The organism is Streptomyces sp. NBC_00454 (genome assembly GCF_041434015.1).
GTDB lineage: Bacteria > Actinomycetota > Actinomycetes > Streptomycetales > Streptomycetaceae > Streptomyces.
The window spans coordinates 2,622,214-2,647,867 of record NZ_CP107907.1 but is presented as its reverse complement, the minus strand read 5'-3'; the positions used below and the strand labels follow the sequence as shown (position 1 = coordinate 2,647,867).

The following is a 25,654-nucleotide window of genomic DNA, read 5'->3' as shown; positions in this document are numbered from 1 at the left end:
CTCGCAGACGGGGATCAGGCCTGGACCGGGGCGGGGCCCTCGGGTGCGGCGAAGGGGACGACGGCCACGGTGACGTTGTCGTGCCCGCCGCCGTCGAGCGCGTGGCCCACCAGCACCTGCGCGCTGTGCAGGGGCCGGGTTGCGGCATCGGCGGGGAGCACCTGGGCCATGTCCCGGGCGGATTCGGCGTAGTTCCACAGGCCGTCGGTGCAGACCACGATCACACCGTCGTGATCGGGCTTGAAGGTGGCGGTGTGCGGTTCCAGGTCGTACGCGTCGGCCCCGAGCCAGCCGGTGATGGCGTGCGCGCGGACGTCGGCGTAGGCCTCGGCCTCGCCCATCAGACCCGCCGCGACCATCTGGGCGGCCCAGGAGTCGTCCTCGGTGAGGCGGCGGGGGAGCGCGGCGCGGTCGTCGGGGACCCAGTAGGCACGGCTGTCACCGACCCAGCCGATGGTCAGCAGGCCGCCGCTGACGACGGCGCCGACCAGGGTGCAGGCGGGGGCGTTCTGGGCGCCCGGAACCTCCGGAGCCAGCGCGTTCACGGCCGCGGCGGCGGCCAGGATCGCCTCGTGCATGGCCTCCTGGGGGTGGGCGCCGCGGGGCAGGGCGTCGAGCAGCGCCTCGTTGGCAGCGGCCGCGGCGGCGGCCGAAGCCTCGTCGGGGCGGCTGGCGGAGGAGACGCCGTCGCAGACGATGGCCACGGTGGCGGCGGAGCCGTCGGGCAGCGCGGTGGCCGCCACGGCGAAGGAGTCCTCGTTGCGGTGGTGGCGCAGCCCGCGGTCACTGACGGCCGCGACGCTCCCGAGCTCCTCCTCGAGGTGGTCCCGCTCCCGGGGCTGGGCGTGCCCGCAGTGCTCGCAGTACCCGTCGGTGTCCACCCGCCCGGCCCGGCAGGCCACACAGGTCTTCCCGGCGCCTTCGCCCTGCGGGGCGGTGCTCCCGTACGGGGCTTCGCCGCCGGGGGTCTGCCCTTGGCCCTGCGGGGCGGGGCCGTCGTACCTGGCTTCCCCGCCGGGGGTCTGCCCCTGGCCCTGCTGGGCGGGGGAGTCCTGGCGGGCTTCGCCGCCGGAACCGGGGCCCTGCGGGCCGGTGTTCCAGTGGTCCGCGCCCTGCGGGGCCGCGATGTCGTAGGAGGTGTCGGGCCCCGGGGCCGCCCCGGGGTTCCCGTGGGCGGGCTGCTGCCCGACAGGTCCGCCCGGCGGGGTCGTGCCGTCGTACGGGGCTTCGAACCCGGAGCCGTGGCTGTGCCCGTGCCCCTGCGGGGTTGCGGCGCCGTACGAGGGGGCGCCCTGCGGCCCCGGGCCTTGCGGGGTGGTGCCGTCGTACGGGGCTTCGCCCGTGGGGGTCCGGCCCTGCGGGCCGGCGCTGCCGTACGGGGCTTCGCCCGTGGAGGTGTGCCCCTGCTGGGCCGCGAGGCCGTACCGGGTTTCGGCCGCCGGGCCCGGATCCTGCGGGCCGGCGCTGCCGTACGGGGCTTCGCCCGTGGGACCTTGCCCCTGGTGGGCCGCGGAGCCGTACGGGGCTTCGGGCCGGAGGGGTGAGCCGTGGGGGTCCGGGGCGGCCGCGCCGCCGGGGTCCGGGGTGGCGGCCGTGTCGGACCAGCCCGCGGGGCCCTCGACCAGCGTGGGGGCGGCGGTGGACACGCTGCCCCAGCCGGGCGCGGGCTCGCCGGCGTACCCGGCGGCGGCCGACCCGCCGTATCCGCCGTGGGCGGTGGCGCCGGAGGGCCGGGACACGAGGCCGTCTTCGACCGACGCGGCTCCGCGCGTGGCCGGGACGGCGGCCGGAGGCGGGGCAACCGCCGCAGCGGCAGCCACCGGAGCCGGGGCAGGCGGGGCAACCGCCGCAGCCACCGGGGCCGCAGCCACCCCAGCCGGGGAAGAGGCGGCCGCCGACGGCGACGCCGGCCCCGTGGGGTCGGCGGCCGTCAGGGCGTAGCCGCACAGGCCGCAGAAACGGTCACCCTCCTCAAGGGGCTCCGCGCAGCTGGGGCAGCCCGACAGCCGATGCATCGACATCAATCACACCCACGTCCGGGGACGGAAACGGTTTGCCCGCTCCACCAGTTCGATCCTCTCCTCGCCCCGCTGCGCCAGCCGTGCCAGCACGCGGAACGAGCGCTCCAGGCCGAAGCGCAGCCCCCGCTCGTCCAGTTGGCAGCCGAGCAGCGAGGTCGGTCCGGGGTCGGAACCCCGGCTACCCGACAGTACCCAGTCGAGCGCCGCCCCCAGAACTTCCGCCCTCAGCCGCTCGTGGCGCAGCGAGTCCAGGCCGAACCTGCCCAGCGCCTCCACCTGCGCCGCGGCCGCCGCCAGATCGGGCAGCAGAGCGTCCTGCGGTGACCGGTCGCGCAAGCGTGCCCGTACGGCGGCCACCCGGGCGGCGGTGTGGTGGATCGACACCTCGGGCACGGATTCCAGCGTGCGCACCGCTGCGCCCCGGTCCCCGGCGGCCAGTTGCACCCGGGCCAGCCCGAAGGCCGCGCCGACGAACCCGGGGTCCGTGGCCCACACCAGGCGGTAGTACTCGGCGGCGTTGTCCAGCTGCCCCAGGACCTCGGCGCACAGCCCCAGCGCCAGCTTCGGCGCGGGTTCGCCGGGGAAGGCGTCGTAGACGGCGTCGAAGGACAGGGCGGCCGTCTCGTCCTCCCCGACGGCCAGGGAGGCGATGCCGCGGGCCCACACCACCCGCCAGTCGTCCGGATGCCCCTCCTCCAGCCGGGCCAGCGCCTCGGAGACGAGGGGCGCGTCGGTCTCGCCCAGTTCGAGCCGGGCCCGGAGTTCCCGCAGCCGCAGTTCGGCGGATTCGGCCGGAGCCGAGCTCAGCGCGGCCAGCAGGTCGGCGGGGGCGGAGGCCAGCAGACCGGCCAGGAAACCGGCGTTGGGGTCCGCCGCGTCGACCAGCGGCACGGGCAGCGCCAGCGAGGCCTCGCGGGTGTTCAGCGTCGACAGTGCCGGCTGCCGCGGAGCGGAGCCGCCGCCGGGCGCCGACGCCGAAGGCGTGGACAGCGGCAGCGGCAGTGGCGCCGCCGAGGGCGCCTGCCGCGGCGCGGGTACCGCGGGCCCGGCTCCGCCGGCGGCCTTGTGGGTGGCCGTCGTCACCAGCCCGGTCGTCCCGTACCCGGTGAGCGGGGCCGCCGTGGGGGCGGCCGCCGGGACGGCGGGAAGGGAGGCGGGCCCCGCCGCGGACTGCGGGACCGGGGGGAGCGCAGCGGGTGCGGCGCCCCGCCACCGCTTCACGGCGCGTGCGCCCAGCCGGGACACCTCCGCGCCCGGCTCGTCGGCGAACAGCAGGTCGTCCGGGACCCGGAGTTCGGGGCTGAAGAGCGTGGAGACCTGCGGCCTCGGCCGGCCCGTCTGGAGCGCGACGACCTCCCGCAGCACCCCCGTCAGCTGGTCCGCCATCTCCTGGGCGGAGGAGAACCGCCGTTCCGGATCCGGGTCGGTGGCCCGTACGAGCAGCCGGTAGAAGGATTCGTACCGACCGAACACCTCGATGTGCTGCGGGTCCGGCAGCGAGTCCACGAAGACGTTCGTGTACCCCTGGAAGTCGAAGGTCAGGACGGCCAGCGTGCGCGCCACCGTGTACAGGTCGGAGGCGACCGACGGGCCGACCTCCCCGACCTCCGGCGCCTGGTAGCCCACGGTGCCGTAGATGGCCGACTCCTCGTCGTCCATCCGCCGTACCGCGCCCATGTCGATCAGCTTCAGCTGGTCGGCCTGCTGGATGGCGTTGTCGACCTTGAAGTCGCAGTACAGGAGGTTCCTGCTGTGCAGGTGGCCGAGGGCCTCCAGCGCCTCGATGCCGTACGCGCACGCCTGCTCGACCGGCAGCGGATCGCGCCTGCCGTCCGGCCGGCGCCGCTCGTTGGCGATCTCCTTGAGCGATTTGCCGCCGACGTACTCCATGACGATGTACCCGTCCAGCGAACCGGTGCGCTCGTCCAGGTGCTCCACGAAGTTGTAGATCCGCACGATGTTGGAGTGCTCGATCTCCGCGAGGAAGCGCCGCTCCGAGATCGCGGCGGCCATCGCGTCCTCGTCCCCGGTGTCGAGCAGGCCCTTGAGGACCACCCACCGCCGGGCCACGGCCCGGTCCACCGCCAGGTAGACCCAGCCGAGGCCGCCGTGCGCGAGGCAGCCCGCGACCTCGTACTGGCCGTGGACGAGATCACCCTCGCGGAGCTTGGGGACGAAGGAGTACGGATGCCCGCATTTGGTGCAGAAACCTTCCGTCCGGCCCGGCCGCTCACCCCGGGCCCGACCCACCGGAGCACCGCAGTCCGAGCGCGAACAGAACCGCTTGCGCTCCGGCACCTCCGGATTCTCCAGCACCGCCTCCGAGGGATCCGGACGAGGCACCTCCGGTACGGCGACCAGCCCGGCCCCGAGGCGGCTGCGGCCCGAAACCCGGGCGGCCGTGGTCGAACTGCGCACCGACACAGAGCGGGTGGACTCGGCCCCCGACAGGGCGCGCGAGAGCCGCCCCGACACCGAACGGCGCGAGGAGGAGGAGCGCGAGGACCGGGAAGCCCGCGAGGACGAGGAAGAGGAAGCCGACCGTCCGGATCCGTGGGAGCTCTGCGATTCCCCGTGGCGCGCCGCGCTCGTCATCGCGGTCGGCACCGACACCAGCGGCTCCGCGCCCGCCGCGACGGCGCCGGCCGGCGCCAGCCCGCAGGTGTCGCAGTACAGCTCGCCGCCGCCCATGTCCTCGTACGAACCCGAGCAGCCGGGGCGCATGCACGCCGTTCCGATCAGACTCATGCGTCCCCCTCCCTCGGCCCCTCGGCCCATTCCCGATCCTGCGGTGACTGCGGTGACTGCGGTGACTGTGTTGACTGCGGTTGCTGAACCCGTGGTTGTTGCGGCTGCCCCAGGGCAAGTGTCTCCGCCGCCGCCCGCTGGTAGCGCAGAACGGCCTCCTCGGCGGCCCGGAGATCGCACGGCGCGCTCCACAGCATCCGCCGGGCCACGTCGTACCGCTCGATCAGCAGCGGGTCCTCCGCCATGCCGTGCCGGGCCACCTTCGCCTTGTAGGCGTCCAGCCGTCCGCGCAGCTCCGCCCGGACCGCCAGCGGAGCCGTCACCGCGGTCAACGATTCACGGGCCCGCAGCAGTTCCTCCTCGGCGCGTTCCTCCAGCGACTCCAGCAGCGGCGAGAGCCGGTGCCACTGGGACTGCCGCCGGTACTCGGCCGCCGCCGACAACTGCTCCTGCAGCGCCGTCGGCGGGCCGCTCACCGCGGGCACCTCGGAGGCCGCGATCTTCGCCAGTACCTCCCCGCGCGCCACCCGGGCCTCCGCCAGCGTCCGGTCGGCCCGCGAGAGCACGTCCCGCAGACCGATCAGCCGCTGCTCGGAATCCTGCCGGACGGTCAGTACGGCCTCGACCTCCCGGCGTACGTCCTCCAGCGCGAGCGCGGCCCGGTCGTAGCGCCCGGTGTCCGGACGGCCGCCCCCCGGGGCCGAACTCCCCGCCACCGCGACCCAGAACGCCAGCGGGTCCTCGATCACCCGGGCCCGCAGCTGCGCCAGCTCGGCGGTGATGGCCTCCAGGTCGTCGCCCGAGGGGTGTTCCCCCGGGCGGACCCCGACCGAGTGGGCCAGCGAGCGGGTCCGGTGCAGTTCGGCCGAGAGCAGGTCGATGCGGGCGGGCAGGGCCGACCACACCGAGTCGGCGGCGACCACCACGTCCAGGGAGCCCGCGTACAGCTCGTTCATCCGGGCCACCAGCTCGGCGAGCGAGAACCGCTCCGCCAGCGCCACGCCCTCCACCGCGGCCCCGGCGATCAGCACCCCGGGCCCGCTCAGCCGGTCCGTCAGCTCGACCAGGTCCTCGCGGGTCGGCCAGCGGCGCCGCTCCCGGATCGCCCGGGCGGCGGCCAGCGCCCCGCTGTAGGCGTCGAAGTACCGCCACAGCAGGGTGATGGACGCGTCGGCCGCGGCCCACCGCTCCTTGGTGACCCCGGTCAGCCCGGCGCCCTCCAGCAGCCGCCGCCCGGCATGGTCCTGGAGCGCGAGCAGGGAGGTCTCGACGGCCTCGTGCTCCGCGCCCAGCCGGGCCAGCGCACGGTCCACGCCGTCCCGGTCCATCACCGCGGGCTGTGCCCCGAACGACCGTGCCTCCACGGGCCCCGCCTCCGCCTTCGTCTTCGGTCTCCTGCCGTCGGGCTCCGAATCCGCCACCGGCCTCAGTCCCGGTACTTGGGCGCGGGCGGGCCGCTCACGCCGGGCAGCACGGGCTGGAGGTGGGTCCTGTAGGCGGTCATCCAGGGGCTGTTGTCACCGCCCGCACGGTAGTCCTCCAGCACCTTGTTGACCCGGCGCACCAGATCGCCGGCGTCCTTGTTCATGGCCACCCCGTAGAACTCCTTGGTGAAGGGGGAGCCCACCAGCTGGACCGACGGGTCCTGCGCGGCCTGGCCGGCCGCGAGGGCGTTGTCGGTGATGATGCCGTCCACCTCGCCCAGCTGCAGCCGCACCAGGCAGTCCAGCTGGTTGGGCACGCTGACGGGAACGGAACCGTACGACTGGGTGGCGAGCGCCGCCTCCGCCGTGGAACCGGCCGCCGTGCAGATCCGCTGGCCCTTCAGCGAGGCGTCGTAGCCGGTGATCTTGGAGGCCTTGGGTGCCAGCACCTGCTGGCCGGCCTCGAAGTAGGCCGTCGAGAAGGCGACGTCCTCCAGCCGCTTGCAGTTGATCGTCATGGTCCGCACGACGATGTCGACGGTGCCGTCCTTGAGCGCGGGGATGCGCTGGCTGGTGGGGATCGCCCGGTAGATGACCTTGTTGGGGTCGCCCAGGATGTCCTTCGCTATGGCCTTGACCAGAGCGATGTCGAAGCCATCGAGCTCGCCCGCCGGGTTGCGGTAACCCCATTTGAAACTGTTCTGGTCCACGCCCGCGACGAGGTGCCCCGCGGCGCGGATCCGCTGGATCGTCGAACCGTCCAGCCCGCTCGGCCGCAGGCTGGCCTCCGGGTCCTGGCAGGTGTCGCCCGGAGCCAGGGGGGCGACGGCCATCCTGGCCGGCTCGCGCACCTGCGGGACGTGCCCGTTCCCCGGGGCCGCCTGGGCCAGCGGCAGCAGGACGGCGGCGGCCGTCAGCGCGCAGGCGACGGCCATCGCACTGACCCCGCCCCAGCCGCGCAGCCGGCCCGCGAACCGCCGCACACCGCGCGGCCCGTGGCCCTCCTGCGGGTCGAGGCCCTCGTAGCCCTCCGGGCCCTCGTAGCGCTCCGGGACACCCTGGACCCCGGTGCCCGCGTACCGCTCCGTGCGCCGGACCTCGCGCCTGACACGTCTGCGCACCGCTCTCACCTGTACTCCGAAAGCCTGCGCCCGATGCCGAGCAGTGCCGCCGCCGCGCCGACGACCGCCAGGGCCGCCGCGCCTGTCACCAAACCGTCGAGCGCACCGAGACCGCCCTCGGCGGCCCGGGTGAACTGCTGCTGCTCGTGGGCCACAGCCTGTTCCAGCGAGGCGTCCACCGTGTCGAAGGCGGCGCCGCTGTACTCCTTGTGTTCCTTGTCCCCGATGACCTGGCCGAGGGCGCCCTGGTAATCGCCCTTCAAGTCCGTCTGCCGGGCCGCCGCGTGCAGTTCCTTCCACCGCTTCACGCCGTCCGAGGCACGGGTGACCGGCGTGCGGCCGGCCTCGTCGTCGGCGAGCTTCGACGCCGTCGCGAGACCCGCTTCGAGGTCCTTCATGTCGTTCCCGAAATCCACGTCGTACTTGTCGGACTTCTTGTCCTCGGCCAGTACGGCGCCGCGCGCGATCAGCGTCAGGTTCTCACTGGCCCGCGCCTGCAGCGAGGCGATCCGCGCGTCGTTGAGCACCTTCAGCGACTCCTGCCCCTGGGTGCGGGCCTCGCTCAGCCCCGACCGGGCGACCGTGTGCCCCGCGGCCAGCCACAGCAGCACCACCAGCGAGGCGGCCGTCGCGGCGACGAGCCCGTGGTTGAAGACGCGGTGGGTGCGCAGGTAGTTGCGCCGCTGAGCCCACGCCAGGGCGGCGAGCGCGAGCAGCCCCGCACCGATCGAGGCCAGCGGCAGGGAGCGGGCGTCGTCGTAGTCGGTGTAGAGCCGGCCGGTCTCCGCCTCGTAGAGCCGCTGGGCGGCCGGCAGCAGCTGGGTGCTCATCTGCTCGTTGGCGTAGCGGAGATAGGCACCGCCGAGCGGCAGGCCCTGCTTGTTCGTGGCCCGCGCCTGCTCGATCAGACCCGCGTAACGGGGCAGTTGCTCGCTCAGCAAGGTGATCTGCTTGCGGGAGTCGTCGCCGGCCCCGGTGTTCGCGGCCGCGCTCACCAGCAGCCGCGAGGCGTTGGCAATGTCCTTCTCGTACCGCAGGCGGACCTCGCGCGGCTCGTTGCCGCCGGCGAGGAACCCGCTGGAGGAGACGGTGTCGGCGTCCGCGAGGGAGCGGTAGATGCTGGCCGCGTCGGCGCTCAGCGGCTGGCTGCGGCCCACCACGTCGTCGGCGGCCGTCACCCGGCCGGAGATCTCCCAGACGGAGACCAGGCCGAACAGCAGGACCAGCGCGGCCAGTACCGCGCCGATGATCCGCAGCCGGCCGGGCTCGGTCGTGGCGGCGGCGCGCAGCTGCTCCACGCCCTCGGCCCAGGCGGTACCGCGTCCGGGCAGGCCGTCGGGTGGTGGCGCCGGCGGGCCGGAGGGCGCCGCGACGGCGCCGCCCGGCGCGGGCGCGCGTGATGTGATGGCCACCGTGACCTCCCCCTCGGTCCTGAGTGCTTGGCAGCAGTATGGCCTTAGTGAGAGTGGACCACAGCACCCGGTGCTGGATCAGTCACAATCCGCCCCGGTCCGTCCCCCTGATCTGGGGCTGCTTCGGCGTTCAGGCCGGGGAGGAGTTCGATGTTCCGCGTAGCGGGGCTGCTGGTCGGCGCGGGGGTGGTAGGTCACTCGTTCGGGTGGGGTGTCCGCATTCTGAGCCGCGGGGTGTTTGGCGGTTCTACGTTCGTGTGGTGACCGTATCGGGGGCAGTAGAGGTGGCCGGATTCGCCCGGTTCAGCTACCGCCTTCGCGTGTCGTCGACCGCGCTTGCCGCGCTGGTGGCGGAGTGGGACCGGTGTCGGTGGGTCTGGAACGAGTGCGTGGCCAAGTCGAAACAGGTCCACAGCTGGAATCAGGCCCGCCCGGAGAGCGAGGACAAGCGGACGTGTGGTCCGGCGCAGCTCGACAGGATGCTGACCGAGGCTCGCACGCGTACTCCGTGGCTGAGGGCAGGGGCGAGTGTTACTCAGCAGCAGAGCGTGCGGGATTTCGGAAAGTCCAGGGCGAAGGCACAGAAGGACATCAAGGACCGGCTGCCGCTGCCGCGTCGGGCCGGTATGCCCAAATGGAAGAAGAAGCGCGATGCGGATCCGAGCCTGAACTACACCAAGCGCGCGTTCCGGCTCAAGGACGGACGCCTGCACCTGGCGGGCGGGATCGTCCTGACAGTGGTTTGGTCGCGGGAGCTCCCCTCCGATCCGTCGTCGGTGCGGGTGTACCGAGACGGTGTCGGACATTGGTACTGCTCGTTCGTCGTCCCTGCGTCTACCGAACCCCTACCCTCGACAGGCGCGGTGATCGGCATCGACTGGGGAGTGGCCGAGACGGCGACTACTACCAGTGATGCCCATGATCTGCCGCACCCAGAACATGGCAAGAAGGCGGCGCTAAGGCTGGCCAGGTATCAGCGGACAATGGCCCGGCGCCGTGCCCCGAGAGGCAGGAAGCAGTCCAAGGGCTATCGGGCAGCGCAGAAGCAGGCCGCGAAGCTGTACAAGAAGATTGCCCGGCGGCGTCAGGACACCGCCCGTAAGTGGGCCAAGCGCGTGGTCCGTGACCATGACTTCCTGGCCGTCGAGGACTTCAAGCCGAAGTTTCTCGCCAAATCGACCATGGCGAGGAAGGCCGCTGACGCCGCCATCGGCACCACCAAGACGGCTCTGATCGAGATGGGTCGTAAGCACGGTCGTGCTGTGCTCTTGGTACATCCCGCGTACACCACGATGGACTGCGCGCAGTGCGGAGCGAGAGCCAAGCACTCACTGCCGCTGGGAGTGCGCACCTACACCTGCATCGCGTGCGGAGCCGTGTCCCCCAGGGACAAGAACTCCGCACGCGTGATGCTCGTCAGGGCTGGTCTGTGCCCTGCTAGTGCTGATCGTGGAAGACCTGGCCGGGCGCAGCTCGGCCAGGCAGCGTGAGCTAGGAATCCCCGCTCAACCCGAGGGGCAGAGTTCTTGCCTTCAGAGAAGGGGAGCAGTCAACGAAATGGGCACGGAGCTTTTCGTAGGCCTCCGGGCCGGCTCCGAGGGCGTCCAGGCCCAGCAGGCCGGCGCCCAGGACCGGCGGGGCCGTCACCACCGAGACCCGGGCGTACGGGGCCCGTTCGGCGAGCAGCGCCTCGATCCGGCCGTTCAGCTGCGGGTGGCGGGCCGCCAGCACGCTGCCGCCCAGGAGTACGGGCGCTTCCTCGGTCAGCAGGCCGAGCCGCTCCAGTGCGACGGAGGCCAGTGCGACCACCTCGTCCGCCTGCCGTTCCACCAGCGCCGAGGCCACCGGATCGCCGGCCGCGGCCGTGGCGAACAGCACCGGTACCAGCTCGTGGACGCGGCCGGGCGCGAGCGAGCCCAGGTGCACGGCCTCGATCAGCTCGTACATGGAACCCAGCCCGAAATGCCCGGGCAGCGCCGCCGCCAGTGCGGTCGGGCCGCCGCGGCCGTCCTCGGCCCGCGCCGCCCACCACATGGCCTCGGCGGCCAGTCCGCCGCCGCCGCCCCAGTCGCCGGAGATCTGCCCGAGCGCGGGGAAGCGGGCCGTGCGCCCGTCGGGCAGCATGCCCACGCAGTTGATGCCGGCCCCGCACACCACCGCGACCCCGCGCGGCCCCTCGGCCGCGGCCAGTCCCGCCCGCAGGATGGCGAAGGTGTCGTTGCGGACCTCGGTGGCCGCGCCCCAGCCGCGCGCTCCGATGGCCTGCGCGAGCAGCCGCTCCTCCACGGGGAGGTCCGCGTTGGCCAGGCAGGCCGAGACCTGGACGGCGTACGGGTTCCCGGGCGCGGGCCGGGACAGTCCGGCGGCCTCGGCCGCCTCCTCGACGGCCTGCCCGAGGACGTCCACCGCCGTTTCCACCCCGACGCGCGGGGGCTGGAAGCCGCCCGCGCGCCCGGTCGAGAGCACCGTGCCGTCCGCGGCGATCAGCGCCACGTCCGTCTTGCTGTTGCCCGCGTCGACGGCGAGGACCGCCGCGCCCGCGGACGGGTGGGCGGGTCGGCTCACGCCCATGCCAGGTGCTCCTTGTTGTGCGCGAGGAGCCGGTCGGTCAGCCCCTCGGCGAGGTCGTACTGGCCGACCAGCGGGTGCGCCAGCAGTGCCCTGAAGACCCGCTCGCGGCCGCCGCGCAGCGCCGCGTCCAGCGCGAGGTCCTCGTACGCCGTCACGTGGGCGATCAGTCCGGAGTACAGGGGGTCGAGGCGGGGCACGGCGAGCGGCACCGGTCCGGAGCGGTCCACCCGGGCCTGGACCTCGATGACCGCGTCGTCCGGGAGGAAGGGCAGGGTGCCGTTGTTGAGGGTGTTGACCACCTGCAGGGCGCTGCCGCCGTCGCCCAGCAGGGCCGCGGCCAGGTCCACGGCGGCCTCCGAGTAGAAGGCGCCGCCGCGCTTGGCGAGCAGTTCCGGCTTTTCGTCGAGCGCGGGATCCCCGTACAGGCCGAGGAGTTCCTTCTCCATCGCGGCGACCTCGGCGGCGCGCGAGGGCTTGGTGGCGAGCTCGCGGACCACCTCGTCGTGCGCGTAGAAGTAGCGCAGGTAGTACGAGGGGACCACGCCGAGCCGGTCCAGGACCGCGCGCGGCAGGCGAAGGTCGGCGGCGATGGCCTCGCCGTGCGCGGCCAGCAGCTGCGGCAGCAGGTTCTCGCCCTCGGGGCCGCCCTTGCGCACCCCCAGCTCCCAGGTGAGGTGGTTGAGGCCCACGTGGTCGAGGTGGATGTCGGCCGGGGTCAGGTCCAGCATCGCGGCGAACCGCCGCTGGAAGCCGATGGCGACGTTGCAGAGCCCGACGGCCTTGTGCCCGGCCTGGAGCAGGGCGCGGGTGACGATCCCGACCGGGTTGGTGAAGTCGATGATCCAGGCGTCCGGGTTGGAGCGCCGGACCCGCTCGGCGATGTCGAGGACCACCGGGACGGTGCGCAGCGCCTTGGCGAGGCCGCCGGCGCCGGTGGTCTCCTGGCCGACGCAGCCGCATTCCAGCGGCCAGGTCTCGTCCTGGAGCCGGGCGGCCTGCCCGCCGATGCGCAGCTGGAGCAGGACCGCGTCGGCGCCGGCGACGCCCGCGTCGAGGTCGGAGGTGGTGGTGATCAGGCCGGGGTGCCCCTGCTTGGCGAAGATCCGCCGGGCGAGGCCGCCGATCAGCTCGAGCCGCTCGGCGGCCGGGTCGATCAGCACCAGCTCGCTGATGGGCAGGGTGTCGCGCAGCCGCGCGAAGCCGTCGATCAGCTCGGGGGTGTAGGTGGAACCGCCGCCCACCACTGCGAGTTTCATCGTGACTAGCCTTTCACTCCGGTCAGGGTGACGCCTTCGACGAACGCCTTCTGGGCGAAGAAGAAGAGGACGATCACCGGGGCCATGACCAGCACGGTCGCGGCCATGGTCAGATTCCAGTTGGTGTGGTGGGCGCCCTTGAAGGACTCCAGTCCGTAACTGAGGGTCCAGGCGGCCGGGTTGTCGGAGGCGTAGATCTGCGGGCCGAAGTAGTCGTTCCAGGCGCAGAAGAACTGGAACAGCGCGACCGCCGCGATGCCGGGTTTGGCCATCGGCAGGACCACCCGCAGCAGGGTGCGCACCTCGCCGCAGCCGTCGACCTTGGCGGCGTCCAGGTACTCGTCGGGGATGGTCAGCAGGAACTGGCGCAGCAGGAAGATGGAGAAGGCGTCGCCGAAGGCCATCGGGATGATCAGCGGCCACAGGGTGCCGGACAGGTCGAGCTGTTTGGCCCAGAAGAGGTACATCGGGATGACGACCACCTGGGGCGGCAGCATCATCATGGCGATCACGAGCAGCAGCGACAGCCGCCGGCCGCGGAAGCGGAACTTGGCGAGCGCGTAGGCGACGGGCACCGAGGAGACCACGGTCAGCAGGGTGCCGAGGCCCGCGTAGAGCAGGGTGTTGCGCCACCAGGTCAGGAACCCGGGGGTGTTCCAGACCTTGGCGTAGTTGCCCCATTCCCAGGTGTGCGGCCACAGGTTGCGGGTCAGGGCCTGCTGGTCGCTCATGAGCGAGGTCAGGAAGAGGAAGACGAACGGCATGACGAAGAAGAGCGCCGCCGCGACGCCGAGGCTGTGCACGGCGACCCAGTGCAGTGCGGCCCGGCGGCGCGCGGTGCGCACGGCCCGGGCGGAATCCGCGCTACCGGAACCCCGGGTCCGGGTGGTGCTGCGGTCGATTACCTGAGTCATGGTCCTCAGTCACCTGCTTCGATCAGTCCGCCGCGGCGACGCATGAGCAGCGCGGTGAAGGCCATGGAGAGGGCGAACAGCACCAGGGCCACCACGCACGCGGCGCCGTAGTCGAAGCGCTGGAAGCCGAGGTTGTAGATGATCTGGGGGAGGGTCAGCGTGGACTTGTCGGGGTATCCGGGCTCGACCGGCTGGCCCGAGCCGCCGATCACCCCGGCGGCGACTTTCCCCGCCACCAGGGGCTGTGTGTAGAACTGCATGGCCTGGATCACCCCGGTGACCACCGCGAACAGGATGATCGGGGAGATGTTCGGCAGGGTGATGTGGCGGAACCGCTGGAGCGGTCCGGCCCCGTCCAGCTCGGAGGCCTCGTACTGCTCCTTCGGTACGTCGAGGAGCGCGGCCATGAAGATGACCATGAGGTCGCCCACCCCCCACACGGCGAGCGCGGTCAGGGCCGGTTTGGACCAGGCGGGGTCGGTGAACCAGCCGGGTGCGGTGATCCCGACCGAGTCGAGCAGGACGTCGACCGGGCCGGTGCCGGGGTTGAGCAGGAAGACGAAGGCCAGGGTCGCGGCGACCGGCGGGGCCAGGTAGGGCAGGTAGAACAGGGTGCGGAAGAGGCCGGTGCCGAGCTTGATCTTGGTGATGAGCAGGCCGATGCCGAGCCCGAAGGCCACCCGGCAGGCGACCATCACCACGACCAGCCACAGGGTGTTGCGCATGGCCGGCCAGAACATCGGATAGTCGGTGAACACGTACGACCAGTTCTCCAGCCCGTTGGGGGCCGGCGGGCGGAAGCCGTCGTACTTGGTGAAGGAGTAGTAGACCGTGGAGAGCAGCGGGTAGGCGAAGAAGACGCCGAACCCGATGAGCCAGGGCGACATGAAGGCCGCCGTGCGCAGCGCGGACCTGCGGCGCTTCGCACGGAGCTCGGGGGAGGGGGAAGGGGAGGGGGCGGTGGCGGGGGAGGTGCCCGTCGCGTTCATGGGGGCTACTTCGCCTTCGCGATGTCCGTGTCGATCTGCTGGTCGGTCTTGGCGAGACCGGCCGCGATGTCCGCGACCTCGCCCTTCTCGACCGCGTACGCGAAGTCGGCGAAGGTCAGCTGGTAGGTGCCGCCGTCGGCCTGGGCCGGGGTGGTGGTCGACTTCGGGTGCTTGGCGATGTCGAGGAAGGTCTTGAACTCCGGGGTCACCTGGAGCTTGGGGGAGTCCAGTGCGGCCAGCGTGGAGGGCACGTTGTGGATGGCGTTGGCGAAGTCCACGACCGCGTCGGTGTCGGTGGTCATGTACTTGGTCAGTTCCCAGGCCGCGTTCTGCTTCTTGCTCGCCGAGGAGATGCCCATGATCGTGCCCGCGAGGTAGCCCTTGCCGTAGTCGGCGAGCCGGTCGTCGGGGACGGGCATCGGCGCGGTCGCGATCTCGAACTTGACGCCGGCCTCCTTGGCCATGGCCGCCCGCCACTCCCCGTCGATCTGCATGGCGACCAGGCCCTGGTGGAAGGGGTGTTCCGCGCTCCACTCGTCGCCGAAGGTGGTGCGGAACTTCTCCAGCTTCTCGTAGCCGCCGAGCTTGGCGACCAGGTCCTTCTGCGCGGTGAGCATCTGCGCGAAGCCGGGGTCCTTGGCCAGGTTCGACTTGCCCTGGGCGTCGAAGTAGGACGGGCTCCACTGGGCGGCCATGCGCTGGGGGGCGGTCTCGTAGCCGTGGAAGGTGGGCATGATGCCCAGCTGCTCGTACGAATCGCCCTTGGCCACGGTCAGCTTCTGCGCGTCCGCGACGAACTCGCTCCAGGTCTTGGGCGGTCCGCTGATGCCGGCGGCGTCGAAGGCGGTCTTGTTGTAGACGAGGCCGTAGGCGTCGTTGAGCAGCGGCAGCGTGCACTGGTTGCCGTTGAACTGGGTGTACTGCAGGAGGGTCTTGGGGAAGACCTTCTCCTTGTCGACCCCGGACTTCTTCAGGAAGGGGTTCAGGTCGGTGAAGGCGCCGGAGTTGCAGAACTTGCCGACGCTGTCGGTGGTGAAGGAGGAGACCACGTCGGGGGCCTTGTCACCGCCCGCGCGCAGCGCCTGGTTGATCTTGTCGTCCGTCATGTTGCCCGTGACGTTCACCTTGATGTTCGGGTGCGCCTTCTGGAACCGGGCGATGTTGTCCTCGATGGCCTTGATCTCGCTCGGGGCGGACCAGCCGTGCCAGAAGTTGAGGGTGACCTCTTTGTCCGGGTCGTCGGCGGCCGTGTTGGCGGTGGAACCCGTACACGCGGTGGCGAGTACGGATATCGCGGCGACGGCGACGGCTGCGGCTGTCAGGCGGCGGGTTCTGGGCATGACGGAGTCACTCTCTGCGTGGGGGGACTTCCTGGAGGGGCGTTGCGGGTGGGGCGTTCGGGGCGGGTGGTGCGGTTCAGCGGCGCGAGGTGTCGAAGACCTCGTCGCGGGTGGCGGCCAGGGCGCTCTCCAGTGCCCCGCGCAGTACGGGCCGTTCCCGTACCTCGCCGGTCACGAGCAGGGGCCGGGACGGGGCGAGGTCGGCGAGCTCGGCTTCGATGAGCTCCCGCAGGGGTTCCCCGCCCGCGATGGTCAGCGCGCCGGAGAGGACCACGATCTCCGGGTCCAGCACGGCGACCAGCGAGGCGAGTCCGGTGGCGAGCGCGGTGGCGTACTCCCGCAGCAGCCGCAGGTGGGGCCCTTCGGGGGCTGCGGCCGCCTGGGCCAGCAGGGCGGCCGCAGCGGCGACCATCGCCCCGGACTCGGCGCCGTGCACGGCTCCGTGCACCGACCCGGAGGGGGCCGCGGGGGCCTCGACGCCGAGGCGGGCCGCCATCGAGGGCAGTACCTGGGCCCCGGCCAGTTCCTGGTAGCCGCCGGAGTTGACCCGGGTGACCTGGCGGACCAGCGGATGTCCGGGGACCGGCAGGAAGCCGACCTCGCCGGCGCCGCCGGTCCAGCCGCGGTGCAGCCGGCCGCCGAGCACCAGGGCGGCGCCCAGGCCCTCCTCGTTCCACAGCAGGACGAAGTCCTCGTGTCCGCGGGCGGCGCCCAGGCGCTGCTCGGCGATGGCGACGAGGTTCACGTCGTTCTCGTACTCGACCGGCATAGGCAGGGCCGCCGCCAGTTCGTCGAGGAGCGTGGGGGACTGCCAGCCCGCGAGGTGGTCGGCGTAGCGGAGCACCCCCGTGCGGGGGTCGAAGGAGCCGGGGGTCGCGATGACCACCCGGTGGATGTCCCCCAGGTGCAGCCCGGCGTCCTTGACGGCCTCGCCGAGGGCCCGGCGGACCTGCTCGACGGGGCCGGTGCCCGGGGCGTACGGGAGCTCGTGGCTGCCGATCACCTCGCCGGTCAGGTCGGCGACGGAGGCGAGGATCCGGCCCGGGGTGACGTCGAGTCCGGCGACGTGGGCGGCCCGCGCGTTGATCGCGTAGAGCTGGGCGTTGGGGCCGGGACGCCCGGTGGCGGTGCCGGTGGCGACGACCAGGCCGGCGGCTTCCAGGCGGGCCAGCAGCTGGGAGGCGGTGGGCTTGGAGAGCCCGGTGAGGTGCCCGATCCGGGTCCGTGACAGGGGACCGTGCGTCAGCAGGAGTTCGAGCGCGGCCCGGTCGTTCAGGGCGCGCAACAGGCTGGGCGTACCGGGGGTGGCGGCGGCGGGCATGGGGTGTGTTTTCTCCCTCACCGAGGTGAACTGTTAGGTAAGTTTCCTATCAGCGTGTGAGTCGTGTCAATGGCACTGCCCATACCGTGCTCCCGCCGTTGCCCCCGCACACCGTGAACACGCCGCTGCCCCCGCAGGTGGGACCTGCGGGGGCAGCGGCGTACGGGTGACGGGCGGGGGAGGGGCTACTTGGTGATCCGGGGGCCGGAACCCTGACCGCCGACGGCCGGCGGCGGGATCGCCGCGGTCGCCAGGGACTGCGGCGAAGCCGGGTTCGCCAGCGCCGACGGCGGGGCGACGGCGGCCGAGGGATCGGCCGGAGCCTCGTCCTCGGCGGGAGCCGCCAGGCCCCCGACGATCCCGATGCCCGCGGAGTCGAAGGAGTCCTTGATCCGCCAGCGCAGCTCCCGCTCCACGGCGAACTGCTGGCCCGGCATCGTCTTCGCCGACACCTTCACCGTCATCGAGGCCAGCAGCACCTCGTCCAGCCCCAGCACCTCCACCGGACCCCACAGCCGCTCGTCCCACGGGGACTCCTTGGCCATGGTGTCGGCGATGCCCTGGATGACCTCGCGGATGTGCGAGAGGCTCTCGGTCGGCTTGACCTGCACGGCCACGCCCGCCGTGGCCCAGCCCTGGCTGAGGTTGCCGATCCGCTTGATCTCGCCGTTGCGGACGTACCAGATCTCGCCGTTGTCCCCGCGCAGCTTGGTGACGCGCAGCCCCACCTCGACGACCTCGCCCGAGGCCACCCCGGCGTCGATCTTGTCGCCGACGCCGTACTGGTCCTCGAGGATCATGAACACGCCGGAGAGGAAGTCCGTGACCAGGTTGCGGGCGCCGAAACCGATCGCGACACCGGCCACACCGGCGGACGCCAGCAGCGGGCCCAGGTTGATGTCGAGCGCGCCGAGCACCATCAGACCGGCCGTGCCGAGGATCAGGAACGAGGCCACCGAACGCAGCACCGACCCGATGGCCTCGGACCGCTGGCGGCGCCGCTCGGCATTGACCAGCAGCCCGCCCAGCGCGGTCCCCTCGACGGCCTCGGCGCCGCGGTTCATCCGGGTTATGAGCTTGGTCAGGGACTTGCGGACCACGGAACGCAGGGCGAAGGCGATGACCAGGATGAGGAGGATCCGCAGGCCGAGGTACAGCCATCCGGCCCAGTTCTCCTCGATGAAACTGGCGGCGTTGGTGACGCTCTCGTGGGTCTCTCTGATCGTTTGGGAAGCGTCCGGGGTGTCGGCTGCGAGGGGGAACAGGGCGGCAGGCCTGGGCACGGCGGGGACCTCCAGATGTAGCGGTCTGTCCGCGAAACGGGGTGGCGGGCAGACCAACCACCCTAACGGGGCACTCGGCCGAGCTTGTTGCCGTGTTCGAGGGAGAGACCAGACTCACGCGGGGATGAAGCGGATGTGGTCGAAAACACCTCGGACCCGTTACGGGCGCGTGGTGGCGCTTCGACCAGCCGTAAGGGGAGACTGGAAAGCAGATCGTCCCGGCGCGAGCCACGCGCCGCCGACGTACAAGGAGGCAGTCCGTGCCGCACGTCCTGGTCCTCAACGCGTCGTACGAGCCCCTCGGCGTCGTACCGCTCCGCCGCGCGCTCGTCCTCGTCCTGGAGAACAAAGCGATCTCCCTCGAGGAATCCGGCGCCTTTCTGCACAGCGCGACACGAGCCCTCCCCGCTCCCAGCGTGGTCAGGCTCAAGCGCTTCGTGCGGGTCCCCTACCGGGGGCCCGTTCCGCTCACCCGGCGCGCACTGTTCGCGCGGGACGGCGGCCGCTGCATGTACTGCGGAGCCGTCGCCACCAGCGTCGACCACGTCGTCCCGCGCAGCCGGGGCGGACAGCACGCATGGGACAACGTCGTCGCCGCGTGCCGCCGCTGCAACCACGTCAAGGCCGACCGCCACCTGGTGGACCTGGGCTGGCGCCTGCGACATCAGCCGGCTCCGCCGTCCGGACTGGCCTGGCGGATCATCGGCACGGGCCACCGGGACCCCCGGTGGATGCCGTACCTCGAGCCGTACGGCGCGGAAGACGCCCTCGACCGGATCGGAGTCACGGCGGCGGCGTCCTGACCGGCAGGATCCGCGAGGCACGGCCTACGGGGCCGCCGCGAAGGCCTCCGCCGCGATCAGGCTGCAGCCGAAGCGCGTGGCCCGCACATCGCAGGTGACGCGCACGAACCGCGCGGGCTCCACCGCCGTCAGGCGGACCGAGTCCACTCCGCCCGTAGAGGAGACCGCCGCCGCCGGGGTCCAGGAGACCCCGTCGGCGGAGGTCTCCACCCGGAACCGGGACGGGTACGCCTCCTGCCAGCGCAGGCGCAGCAGCCCGATGCGGGCGGCCGCCGGGAGTTCGGCCTGCCACCAGGCTCCGTCCGCCGCCGGGGAGGACCAGCGGGTGGCCGGGGAGTCGTCCAGGGCGGCCGAGGCCGGGAAGTCCGGGGTCTCGTCGGCGGAGGACGTGGCCCGGGCGCCCCGCAGGAGGTTCGGGCCGGCCGTGCGCGGGACGGCGCGGACCTTCAGCATGTGGGTCTCGGAGCCGGTCCCGGAGCCGAAGGTCACCGGTACCTCGTAGGTCCCCGGGGCCGTGCCGGCCGCCACCGCGACCTCCACCGGGACCACCGCCCGGGTTCCGCGCGGGGCCACCGCGGTCTCCGGGAGCCGGAGCTCGATCCCTGTCGGCGCTGCCGCAGACAGGGGGCCGCGGACCTCGCCCGGCCGCAGCGCGGAGAGCTCCGCCGGGACCCGCGCCGCGGGCCCGCCGATCTCGGCGTCCACCGTGTCGGCCAGTTCGAAGCGGGCCTCGGGTCCGTCCGCCGTCCAGGGGACCACGCTGTGCACGGCCGGAGCCGGGCCCGACCAGGTCAGCCGCACCGCGTCGGCCCGCAGGCCGCCGACGTCCGCCTGCGTCCAGCCGGAAGCCGCCGCCTCCGCGACCTTGCGCCAGCCCTCGCCCGGTACGTGTGCCTCGATCGCCGCGCCCCGGCTCCCGGCCGGCAGCGGGTCGGTCATCACGGTCACCGTCGACACCGGCCGGGCGGTGGACAGCTGGACCGTCCAGGAGTCCGCCGCCTTGGAGACGCTCCCGGTGGAACGGGCCGCGCCGGTCCACGCGTCGGCCTCGGCCGCCGCCCTGGAGAGGAAGGGGTCCAGTACCGCCTTGTCCACCCGGACGTCGCCCGCCGCCGTCTCGGACAGCGCCTTGCGGGCGGCCGAGAGGGCCTGCGAGGACTGCCAGGCCGCCGCCCCGTCCCCGCGCGCCTGCGCCTGGAGCACGTCCAGGGCCAGTTCCCCGGCCGCTCCGTAGCGCGCGAGGCGCGACAGCCAGGGACCGGCCTCCCCGGCGAGGCCCGGCAGCCGGTCCGGCGCCTCGCGCAGCACGCGGAACGCGGCCCGCAGCTTTTCCCCCGCCGCCGGATCGCCGGCGGAGCGCGTGCGCCAGAACTCCTCCACCAGCGGCGCCAGATAAGCCGATTCCGGCTGCGCGAGCCCGGAGGAGGCGGTGTTCCCGGCCAGCGCGGCCAGCGCCTCCCGGGCCTTGGGGTCCGGGCCGGCCAGTTCGGCCACGGCCGCCGCCCAGGATGCGGAGGCCCGGTAGCCGCGCGGGTTCCAGGCGAAGTCCGCCACCGTGAACAGGGGGACGCGGGACAGGGCGCCCTGGGGCATCCCGTTGGCCAGGACGGCCGCCGAACCGCCCGCCACCGCCGGGTCCCGCCCCGTGTACGGGCCGAGGAAGATCCGGTCCGGATCCCAGTCGTTGACCGGGTAGTTGTCCATGGTGACCAGGGGATGTCCGAGCGCGGAGCGCGCCCCGGCCAGTTCGCGCCCGGTGATCGTGCGCGGCACCACGCCGACGCCCGTCCAGGCGACCTCCACCCGGCCGTCCAGGGCCCCGGCCAGCGCGGTCCGGTAGGCCGTCGCGCCGTCCTGGTAGTACTCGGTCGGCAGCAGCGACAGCGCGGGTGACCCCGGATAGCGTGCGGCCAGGTGCGCCGCCAGTTCGCCCGCGACCTCCGCGTGCGCCTTCGCGGCCGCCGCCGGGCCCTTCCCGTAGTGCTCCTGGTCGGCCCGGCAGCCCCACTCCGTGTAGCTGACGTCCTGGAACTGCAGCTGGAACGCCCGGAATCCGAGGTCCCACATGGAGTCCACCTTGCGGGCGAGCGCTGCCCGGTCGGACGCCCGGGACAGGCACATGGACTGCCCGGGTGCGACCGCCCACGCCAGTACGACCTTGTTGGCGCGGGCCCGTTCGGCCAGGGTCCGCAGCTCCGCCGCCCGCTCCGCCGGGTAGTCCCGGCGCCAGTCCGTGGTCCGGTAGGTGTCGTCGCCGGGTGCGAGCAGCAGCCGGTTCTGCTTGGTGCGGCCCATGAAATCGACCTGCTCCAGCCGCTCGGCGGCCGTCCACGGGGTCCCGTAGAACCCTTCGGTGATCCCGCGTACGGGCGCGGTCGGCCAGTCCCGTACGAGCACCCCGGGAACCTTTCCGGCGCCGGAGGCGATCAGCTGGCGCAGCGTCTGCGCGGCGTGGAACAGTCCGTCGTCCCCCGTGCCCGCCAGCGCGACCGTGTCCCGCCCGCCGGCCCGGCCCACCGCCAGCCGGTATCCGCCGGCCGGCAGGTCGCCCGCACCGGCCGCGCCCAGCTCGGTCAACGCCCTTTCCGCATCCGCCCCTTGGATCCGCACGACGGGGATCCCCGCGGGCAGCGACTGCCCGTCGGCCCGCTCGTGCAGGGTCCGGACGCCCGCCCCGCGCAGGGCCTCGCGGACCACCCGGACGGCGTCCGGGTCCACGCCGTCGGGCAGCACCAGTACGGCCTCGGCGCCCAGCGGCACCGCCCGGGCCGGATCGGCGGCCATGGACTGCGGGCGCGGCCACACCGAGGGCCCCTCGGCCGCGGACCGCGCCGGATCGGCGCCGGGTTCCAGGACGGGTACGGGCCCGGGTACGGGGTCGAGCGCGGGCGCGGAGGCGGGCGCGGAGGTGGGCGCGGCTATAGAAACGGCCGAGGGATCGAGGGCGGGAGAGGGTGTCGAGGGTGCCGCGAAGGCGCCGGGCGGACCCACGGCCACCGACCCGCCCAGCAGTGTCCCGATCACGGCGACGGCCGCGGCCGTCGCCCGCTTGTTGCCCCTGAGCTGCACGTAGCCTCCTCGCCCCGAGTCGTCCCCCGCTCGTACGAATGGGCCCGAGCCCACCATCCGTACGGCCGGGGTGTCAACGTCTGAGGGTGATCTGACCTGGATACGCCAGGAATGCGGTGCGTCCGACTGGGTATGGCTGCGATGTTCTCCGGCGGTGTTCCATGGTTCTGACAGATCCTCACGCACAAAGGAGTGCCTGCCGTGAACACCGTCGATGTCCGGATAGCCCGCCCGCCGCTCGCCCACCTGCCCGCGCAGGGCGGACCCGCCGAGGGGCTCGCCCTCGCCGAAGGACCCCTCACCAGCGAGCCCCCGCTCGCCGATTCCGCGCACGCGCCGCTGACCAGCGAGCCCCCGCTCACCGACGAGGCCCCGCTGACCAGCGAGCCGACCACCTCCGCCGCGGCCGCCGCGGCGGGTGACTAGACAAGGATCCAGATGGACGACCTCGCCCGGCTCGCGGCCCTCTACGGCGTCGCCACCACCTACCAGCCCGCCGAGGACGTCACCGTCCGGGTCCCCGAGGCCACCATCGCCGCCGTACTGCGGCAGTTGGGGGTGGACACCGACACCCCGGAGTCGGTGCGCAGTTGCCTGGCCGGGGTCGAACGCGAAGCGGCGGACCGGGTGTTGCCGCGCGTGCTGGTGTGGTGGGCCGGGTCGAGGCCGCCCGCGGAGCTGGGCGCGCTGCCGCCCGGCACCCTCCTGAGCCTGGAGCCGGAGGAGGAAGCGGGGGAGCCGGGGGCGCCGGGGGAGGCGGTGCCGCTGCGGGAGCCCGGGGGCGCACTGCGGGAGCCGCCGCTCGGGGTGCACCGGCTCCACGCCGAGGCCCCCGACGGCCGCACCGCGTCCGCCACCCTGATCGTGGCCCCCGACCGCGCCCCGGCCGCGCCGGAGCGCACCCACGGGCTCCTCGTCCAGCTGTACTCCCTGCTCTCCGAGCGCTCCTGGGGCATGGGCGACCTAGGAGACCTGGCGGCGCTGGCGAGTTGGGCGGGCCGGGTCCACGGAGCCGGGTTCATCCAGGTCAACCCGCTGCACGCGGCAGTGCCCGGCACCCCGACCGACCCCTCCCCGTACCGCCCGTCCTCGCGCCGCTTCCCCGACCCGGTGCACCTGCGGATCGAGGACGTCCCGGAGTACGCCGACTGCCCGGACCGCGAAGCCCTGGCCGAACTGGCCGCCCGGGGCGGGGAGCTGCGCCGCGAGGTACTGGAGAAGGGGACGCTCATCGACCGGGACGCCGTCTGGGCCCTCAAGCGGGCCGCCCTGGAGCTGCTCTACACCGTCCCGCGCTCACCCGAACGGGAGGCGGACTACGGGAACTTCCGCGCCGAGCAGGGCGCGGAGCTCGACCTGCACGCCGCCTGGTGCGCCGGGCACGCCGGGGACGACCCGAAGACCCGGGCCGACTTCCACCGCTGGCTGGTCTGGCTGACGGACGCCCAGCTCGCCGCCGCCCAGCGTGCCGCCAAGGACGCCGGGATGGCGGTCGGCATCATCCACGACCTGGCCGTCGGGGTGCATCCGCAGGGCTCCGACGCCGTCGGGGCTCCCAAGGGGACGCCCTTCTACGCCAAGGGTTGCTCCGTGGGCGCCCCGCCGGACGCCTTCAACGCGCGCGGCCAGGACTGGGGGCTGCCGCCCTGGCGCCCCGACCGGCTGGCCGCCACCGGGTACGCACCCTTCCGGGCCCTGCTGCGCGGGGTGTTCCGGTACGCGGGCGCCCTGCGCATCGACCACGTCATGGGACTCTTCCGGCTCTGGTGGATCCCCGAGGGGACTCCGCCCGCCGAAGGCGCGTACGTGGGCTACGACGCGGAGGCGATGCTCGCCCTGCTGGTCCTGGAGGCCCACCGGGCCGGGGCCCTGGTCATCGGCGAGGACCTCGGCACCGTGCAGCCGGGGGTCCGTCAGGCGCTGGCCCGGCGCGGGGTGCTGGGCACCTCGGTGCTCTGGTTCGAGCGGGACTGGGGCGGTGACGGGGAGCCGCTGGAGCCGGCGCGCTGGCGGTCCGACTGCCTGGCCACCGCCACCACCCACGATCTGCCGCCCACGGCCGCCAAGCTCGCCGGATCCCACGTGGAACTGCGCGACCGCCTGGGCCTGCTGACCCGCCCGCTGGAGCGGGAGCGCGCCGAGGACGCCGCGGACACCGCGCGCTGGCTGGACGTACTGGAGGGCCTGGGCCTGGACACCAAGGGCGAGGAGGCCGCCGTACGGTCGCTGTACGCGTTCCTGCTGCGCACTCCGGCACGGCTGGTCGGGGTCTGGCTGCCCGACGCGGTGGGGGACCGGCGGCCGCAGAACCTGCCCGGCACCTGGGACCAGTACCCCAATTGGCGGCTCCCGGTCGCCGACGCGGAGGGCCGGCCGCTGACCTTGGAGGCGCTGGCCGCCTCGCCGCGCGCGAACGCCCTGCTGAGCGCGGTGCGGGGCGGGGTGGAACCCCGTACGGCACCCCCGGGCGCGCGCGTCGTTTAGGTGTTCGCTACGTTTGCACCGTGGACAAGAAGAACGCTCTGCGCGCCGGCGCCGTCACGGCCGGAACGACGCTGATGATGCTGCTGATGACGTCTCCCGCCCTCGCGCTCACCCGCGACGACGGTGACGACCCGGGTCCGGGCCTGAGCATTGCCGAGACGCTCGGCCTGTACGTGGCCGCGCCGATCGTGCTGTTCCTGGTCATCGCCGGTCTGGTGATCGTCGGCGACAAGTCGCGCAAGGAGCAGAAGGAGAGCTGACCCCGACGGGGTCTTCGCTCCACTCGACACTTCCGGAGCGCCGGAGGTCCGCACGGACCTCCGGCGCTCAGTCGTACCCGGTCCCGGTTACGGGACCCCCGCCAGCAGCTTGCGCAGCAGCCCGGTGAGCGCCGCGACCTCCGCGTCGTCGAAGCCCGTGAGCGCGGCGCGCTGCACCTCCAGCCCCGCCGTGACCGCCTCGTCGATGAGCGCGAGACCGCGGTCGGTGATCGTCACCTGGAGCCCCCGCCGGTCGTGCGGATCGGGGTTGCGGCACAGCAGCCCGGCCTTCTCCAGCTTGTCCAGCCGTCCCGTCATCCCGCCCGTGGTGAGCATGAGGGTGGCCGAGAGCTGCCGCGGCGAGAGCGTGTACGGGGCTCCGCTCCGGCGCAGGGTGGCCACGACGTCGAACTCGCCGCGCGAGATCCCGTAGCGGTTGTAGGTCCGTTCCATGGCATCGCCCATGGCCTTGGCGATCCGGTAGATCCGGCCGAATACGGCCATGGGGGCGGTGTCCAGGTCGGGTCGCACCGCGAACCACTGGGCGGCGATCGCGTCGACGGCGTCGGAGCCGTCGGCCGCGGGGGTGTGCTCGGTCATGGGCGCAGTATCCGGCTTCCACTCGGTTGTCTGCAAGA

Annotated in this window: 19 protein-coding genes; 5 read left to right on the top strand and 14 right to left on the bottom strand. The window is 73.1% G+C overall.

Annotated elements, in window-relative coordinates:
- Nucleotides 1-14: 14 nt before the first annotated feature.
- The 5 genes from OHU74_RS12255 to OHU74_RS12235 all read right to left on the bottom strand — a co-directional run bounded on the left by OHU74_RS12255 (nt 15) and on the right by OHU74_RS12235 (nt 8,726).
- Entirely contained in the window at nt 15-1,646 is a 1,632-nt protein-coding gene (locus OHU74_RS12255; RefSeq protein WP_371619659.1) for a protein phosphatase 2C domain-containing protein, read from the bottom strand.
- 378 nt (nt 1,647-2,024) lie between these two features.
- A complete protein-coding gene (locus tag OHU74_RS12250; RefSeq protein WP_371619658.1) occupies nt 2,025-4,760 on the bottom strand; it encodes a tetratricopeptide repeat protein in 2,736 nt (911 codons plus the stop codon).
- A gap of 5 nt (nt 4,761-4,765) precedes the next feature.
- On the bottom strand, nt 4,766-6,097 hold the full coding sequence (locus OHU74_RS12245; protein ID WP_371619657.1) for a hypothetical protein: 1,332 nt from the start codon (nt 6,095-6,097) through the stop codon (nt 4,766-4,768).
- Between the two features lie 98 nt (nt 6,098-6,195).
- Complete coding sequence (locus tag OHU74_RS12240; protein ID WP_371619656.1) at nt 6,196-7,128, bottom strand: glutamate ABC transporter substrate-binding protein; 933 nt, start codon at nt 7,126-7,128, stop codon at nt 6,196-6,198.
- Nucleotides 7,129-7,319: 191 nt separating this feature from the next.
- Nucleotides 7,320-8,726: a hypothetical protein gene (locus OHU74_RS12235; RefSeq protein ID WP_371615920.1), complete on the bottom strand. Its 1,407-nt coding sequence runs from the start codon at nt 8,724-8,726 to the stop codon at nt 7,320-7,322.
- Nucleotides 8,727-8,986: 260 nt separating this feature from the next.
- Here OHU74_RS12235 and OHU74_RS12230 point away from each other — a divergent pair, with 260 nt between their 5' ends.
- On the top strand, nt 8,987-10,216 hold the full coding sequence (locus tag OHU74_RS12230) for an RNA-guided endonuclease InsQ/TnpB family protein (protein WP_371615919.1): 1,230 nt from the start codon (nt 8,987-8,989) through the stop codon (nt 10,214-10,216).
- Between the two features lies 1 nt (nt 10,217).
- Here OHU74_RS12230 and OHU74_RS12225 read toward each other — a convergent pair whose 3' ends face one another.
- The 7 genes from OHU74_RS12225 to OHU74_RS12195 all read right to left on the bottom strand — a co-directional run bounded on the left by OHU74_RS12225 (nt 10,218) and on the right by OHU74_RS12195 (nt 18,400).
- Entirely contained in the window at nt 10,218-11,297 is a 1,080-nt protein-coding gene (locus OHU74_RS12225) for an N-acetylglucosamine kinase (protein ID WP_371615918.1), read from the bottom strand.
- Nucleotides 11,288-12,553 carry a 6-phospho-beta-glucosidase gene (locus OHU74_RS12220; RefSeq protein ID WP_371615917.1) on the bottom strand — a complete coding sequence of 422 codons (1,266 nt, stop codon included), beginning with the start codon at nt 12,551-12,553 and terminating at the stop codon, nt 11,288-11,290. Before OHU74_RS12220 ends, OHU74_RS12225 begins: the two co-directional genes overlap by 10 nt.
- A gap of 5 nt (nt 12,554-12,558) precedes the next feature.
- The gene (locus OHU74_RS12215; protein ID WP_371615916.1) at nt 12,559-13,467 is read right to left on the bottom strand and encodes a carbohydrate ABC transporter permease; all 909 of its coding nucleotides are present in this window, start codon (nt 13,465-13,467) and stop codon (nt 12,559-12,561) included.
- 5 nt (nt 13,468-13,472) lie between these two features.
- On the bottom strand, nt 13,473-14,456 hold the full coding sequence (locus tag OHU74_RS12210) for a carbohydrate ABC transporter permease (RefSeq protein WP_371615915.1): 984 nt from the start codon (nt 14,454-14,456) through the stop codon (nt 13,473-13,475).
- 5 nt (nt 14,457-14,461) lie between these two features.
- Nucleotides 14,462-15,796, bottom strand: a complete 1,335-nt coding sequence (locus OHU74_RS12205; protein WP_371615914.1) for an ABC transporter substrate-binding protein — start codon at nt 15,794-15,796, stop codon at nt 14,462-14,464.
- 76 nt (nt 15,797-15,872) lie between these two features.
- Nucleotides 15,873-17,117: an ROK family transcriptional regulator gene (locus OHU74_RS12200; RefSeq protein WP_371615913.1), complete on the bottom strand. Its 1,245-nt coding sequence runs from the start codon at nt 17,115-17,117 to the stop codon at nt 15,873-15,875.
- 185 nt (nt 17,118-17,302) lie between these two features.
- Nucleotides 17,303-18,400 (bottom strand): mechanosensitive ion channel family protein, encoded by a 1,098-nt coding sequence (locus tag OHU74_RS12195; RefSeq protein ID WP_371615912.1) that lies wholly within the window; start codon nt 18,398-18,400, stop codon nt 17,303-17,305.
- A 260-nt stretch (nt 18,401-18,660) separates the two neighbouring features.
- Here OHU74_RS12195 and OHU74_RS12190 point away from each other — a divergent pair, with 260 nt between their 5' ends.
- Nucleotides 18,661-19,203 carry an HNH endonuclease gene (locus OHU74_RS12190; protein WP_330296436.1) on the top strand — a complete coding sequence of 181 codons (543 nt, stop codon included), beginning with the start codon at nt 18,661-18,663 and terminating at the stop codon, nt 19,201-19,203.
- A 24-nt stretch (nt 19,204-19,227) separates the two neighbouring features.
- Here OHU74_RS12190 and OHU74_RS12185 read toward each other — a convergent pair whose 3' ends face one another.
- Entirely contained in the window at nt 19,228-22,272 is a 3,045-nt protein-coding gene (locus OHU74_RS12185; protein WP_371615911.1) for a beta-N-acetylglucosaminidase domain-containing protein, read from the bottom strand.
- A 246-nt stretch (nt 22,273-22,518) separates the two neighbouring features.
- On the opposite strand from OHU74_RS12185, the gene OHU74_RS12180 reads away from it, so the two are divergent.
- The 3 genes from OHU74_RS12180 to OHU74_RS12170 are packed head-to-tail and all read left to right on the top strand — an operon-like array spanning nt 22,519 to nt 25,016.
- Complete coding sequence (locus OHU74_RS12180; RefSeq protein WP_330300899.1) at nt 22,519-22,698, top strand: hypothetical protein; 180 nt, start codon at nt 22,519-22,521, stop codon at nt 22,696-22,698.
- A gap of 12 nt (nt 22,699-22,710) precedes the next feature.
- Nucleotides 22,711-24,756 carry a 4-alpha-glucanotransferase gene (locus tag OHU74_RS12175; protein WP_371615910.1) on the top strand — a complete coding sequence of 682 codons (2,046 nt, stop codon included), beginning with the start codon at nt 22,711-22,713 and terminating at the stop codon, nt 24,754-24,756.
- 20 nt (nt 24,757-24,776) lie between these two features.
- Nucleotides 24,777-25,016 carry a hypothetical protein gene (locus OHU74_RS12170; protein WP_330296433.1) on the top strand — a complete coding sequence of 80 codons (240 nt, stop codon included), beginning with the start codon at nt 24,777-24,779 and terminating at the stop codon, nt 25,014-25,016.
- A gap of 87 nt (nt 25,017-25,103) precedes the next feature.
- Here the strand turns inward: OHU74_RS12170 and OHU74_RS12165 are convergent, their stop codons facing one another.
- Nucleotides 25,104-25,616 carry a MarR family winged helix-turn-helix transcriptional regulator gene (locus OHU74_RS12165; protein ID WP_371615909.1) on the bottom strand — a complete coding sequence of 171 codons (513 nt, stop codon included), beginning with the start codon at nt 25,614-25,616 and terminating at the stop codon, nt 25,104-25,106.
- Between the last annotated feature and the right edge of the window lie 38 nt (nt 25,617-25,654).

Coding starts and splice junctions, on each gene's coding strand:
- OHU74_RS12165 (WP_371615909.1), bottom strand. CDS start 25,616: ATGACCGAGCACACCCCCGCGGCCGACGGCTCCGACGCCGTCGACGCG.
- OHU74_RS12210 (WP_371615915.1), bottom strand. CDS start 14,456: ATGAACGCGACGGGCACCTCCCCCGCCACCGCCCCCTCCCCTTCCCCC.
- OHU74_RS12220 (WP_371615917.1), bottom strand. CDS start 12,553: ATGAAACTCGCAGTGGTGGGCGGCGGTTCCACCTACACCCCCGAGCTG.
- OHU74_RS12205 (WP_371615914.1), bottom strand. CDS start 15,796: ATGCCCAGAACCCGCCGCCTGACAGCCGCAGCCGTCGCCGTCGCCGCG.
- OHU74_RS12215 (WP_371615916.1), bottom strand. CDS start 13,467: ATGACTCAGGTAATCGACCGCAGCACCACCCGGACCCGGGGTTCCGGT.
- OHU74_RS12245 (WP_371619657.1), bottom strand. CDS start 6,097: ATGGACCGGGACGGCGTGGACCGTGCGCTGGCCCGGCTGGGCGCGGAG.
- OHU74_RS12175 (WP_371615910.1), top strand. CDS start 22,711: ATGGACGACCTCGCCCGGCTCGCGGCCCTCTACGGCGTCGCCACCACC.
- OHU74_RS12200 (WP_371615913.1), bottom strand. CDS start 17,117: ATGCCCGCCGCCGCCACCCCCGGTACGCCCAGCCTGTTGCGCGCCCTG.
- OHU74_RS12225 (WP_371615918.1), bottom strand. CDS start 11,297: ATGGGCGTGAGCCGACCCGCCCACCCGTCCGCGGGCGCGGCGGTCCTC.
- OHU74_RS12240 (WP_371619656.1), bottom strand. CDS start 7,128: ATGGCCGTCGCCTGCGCGCTGACGGCCGCCGCCGTCCTGCTGCCGCTG.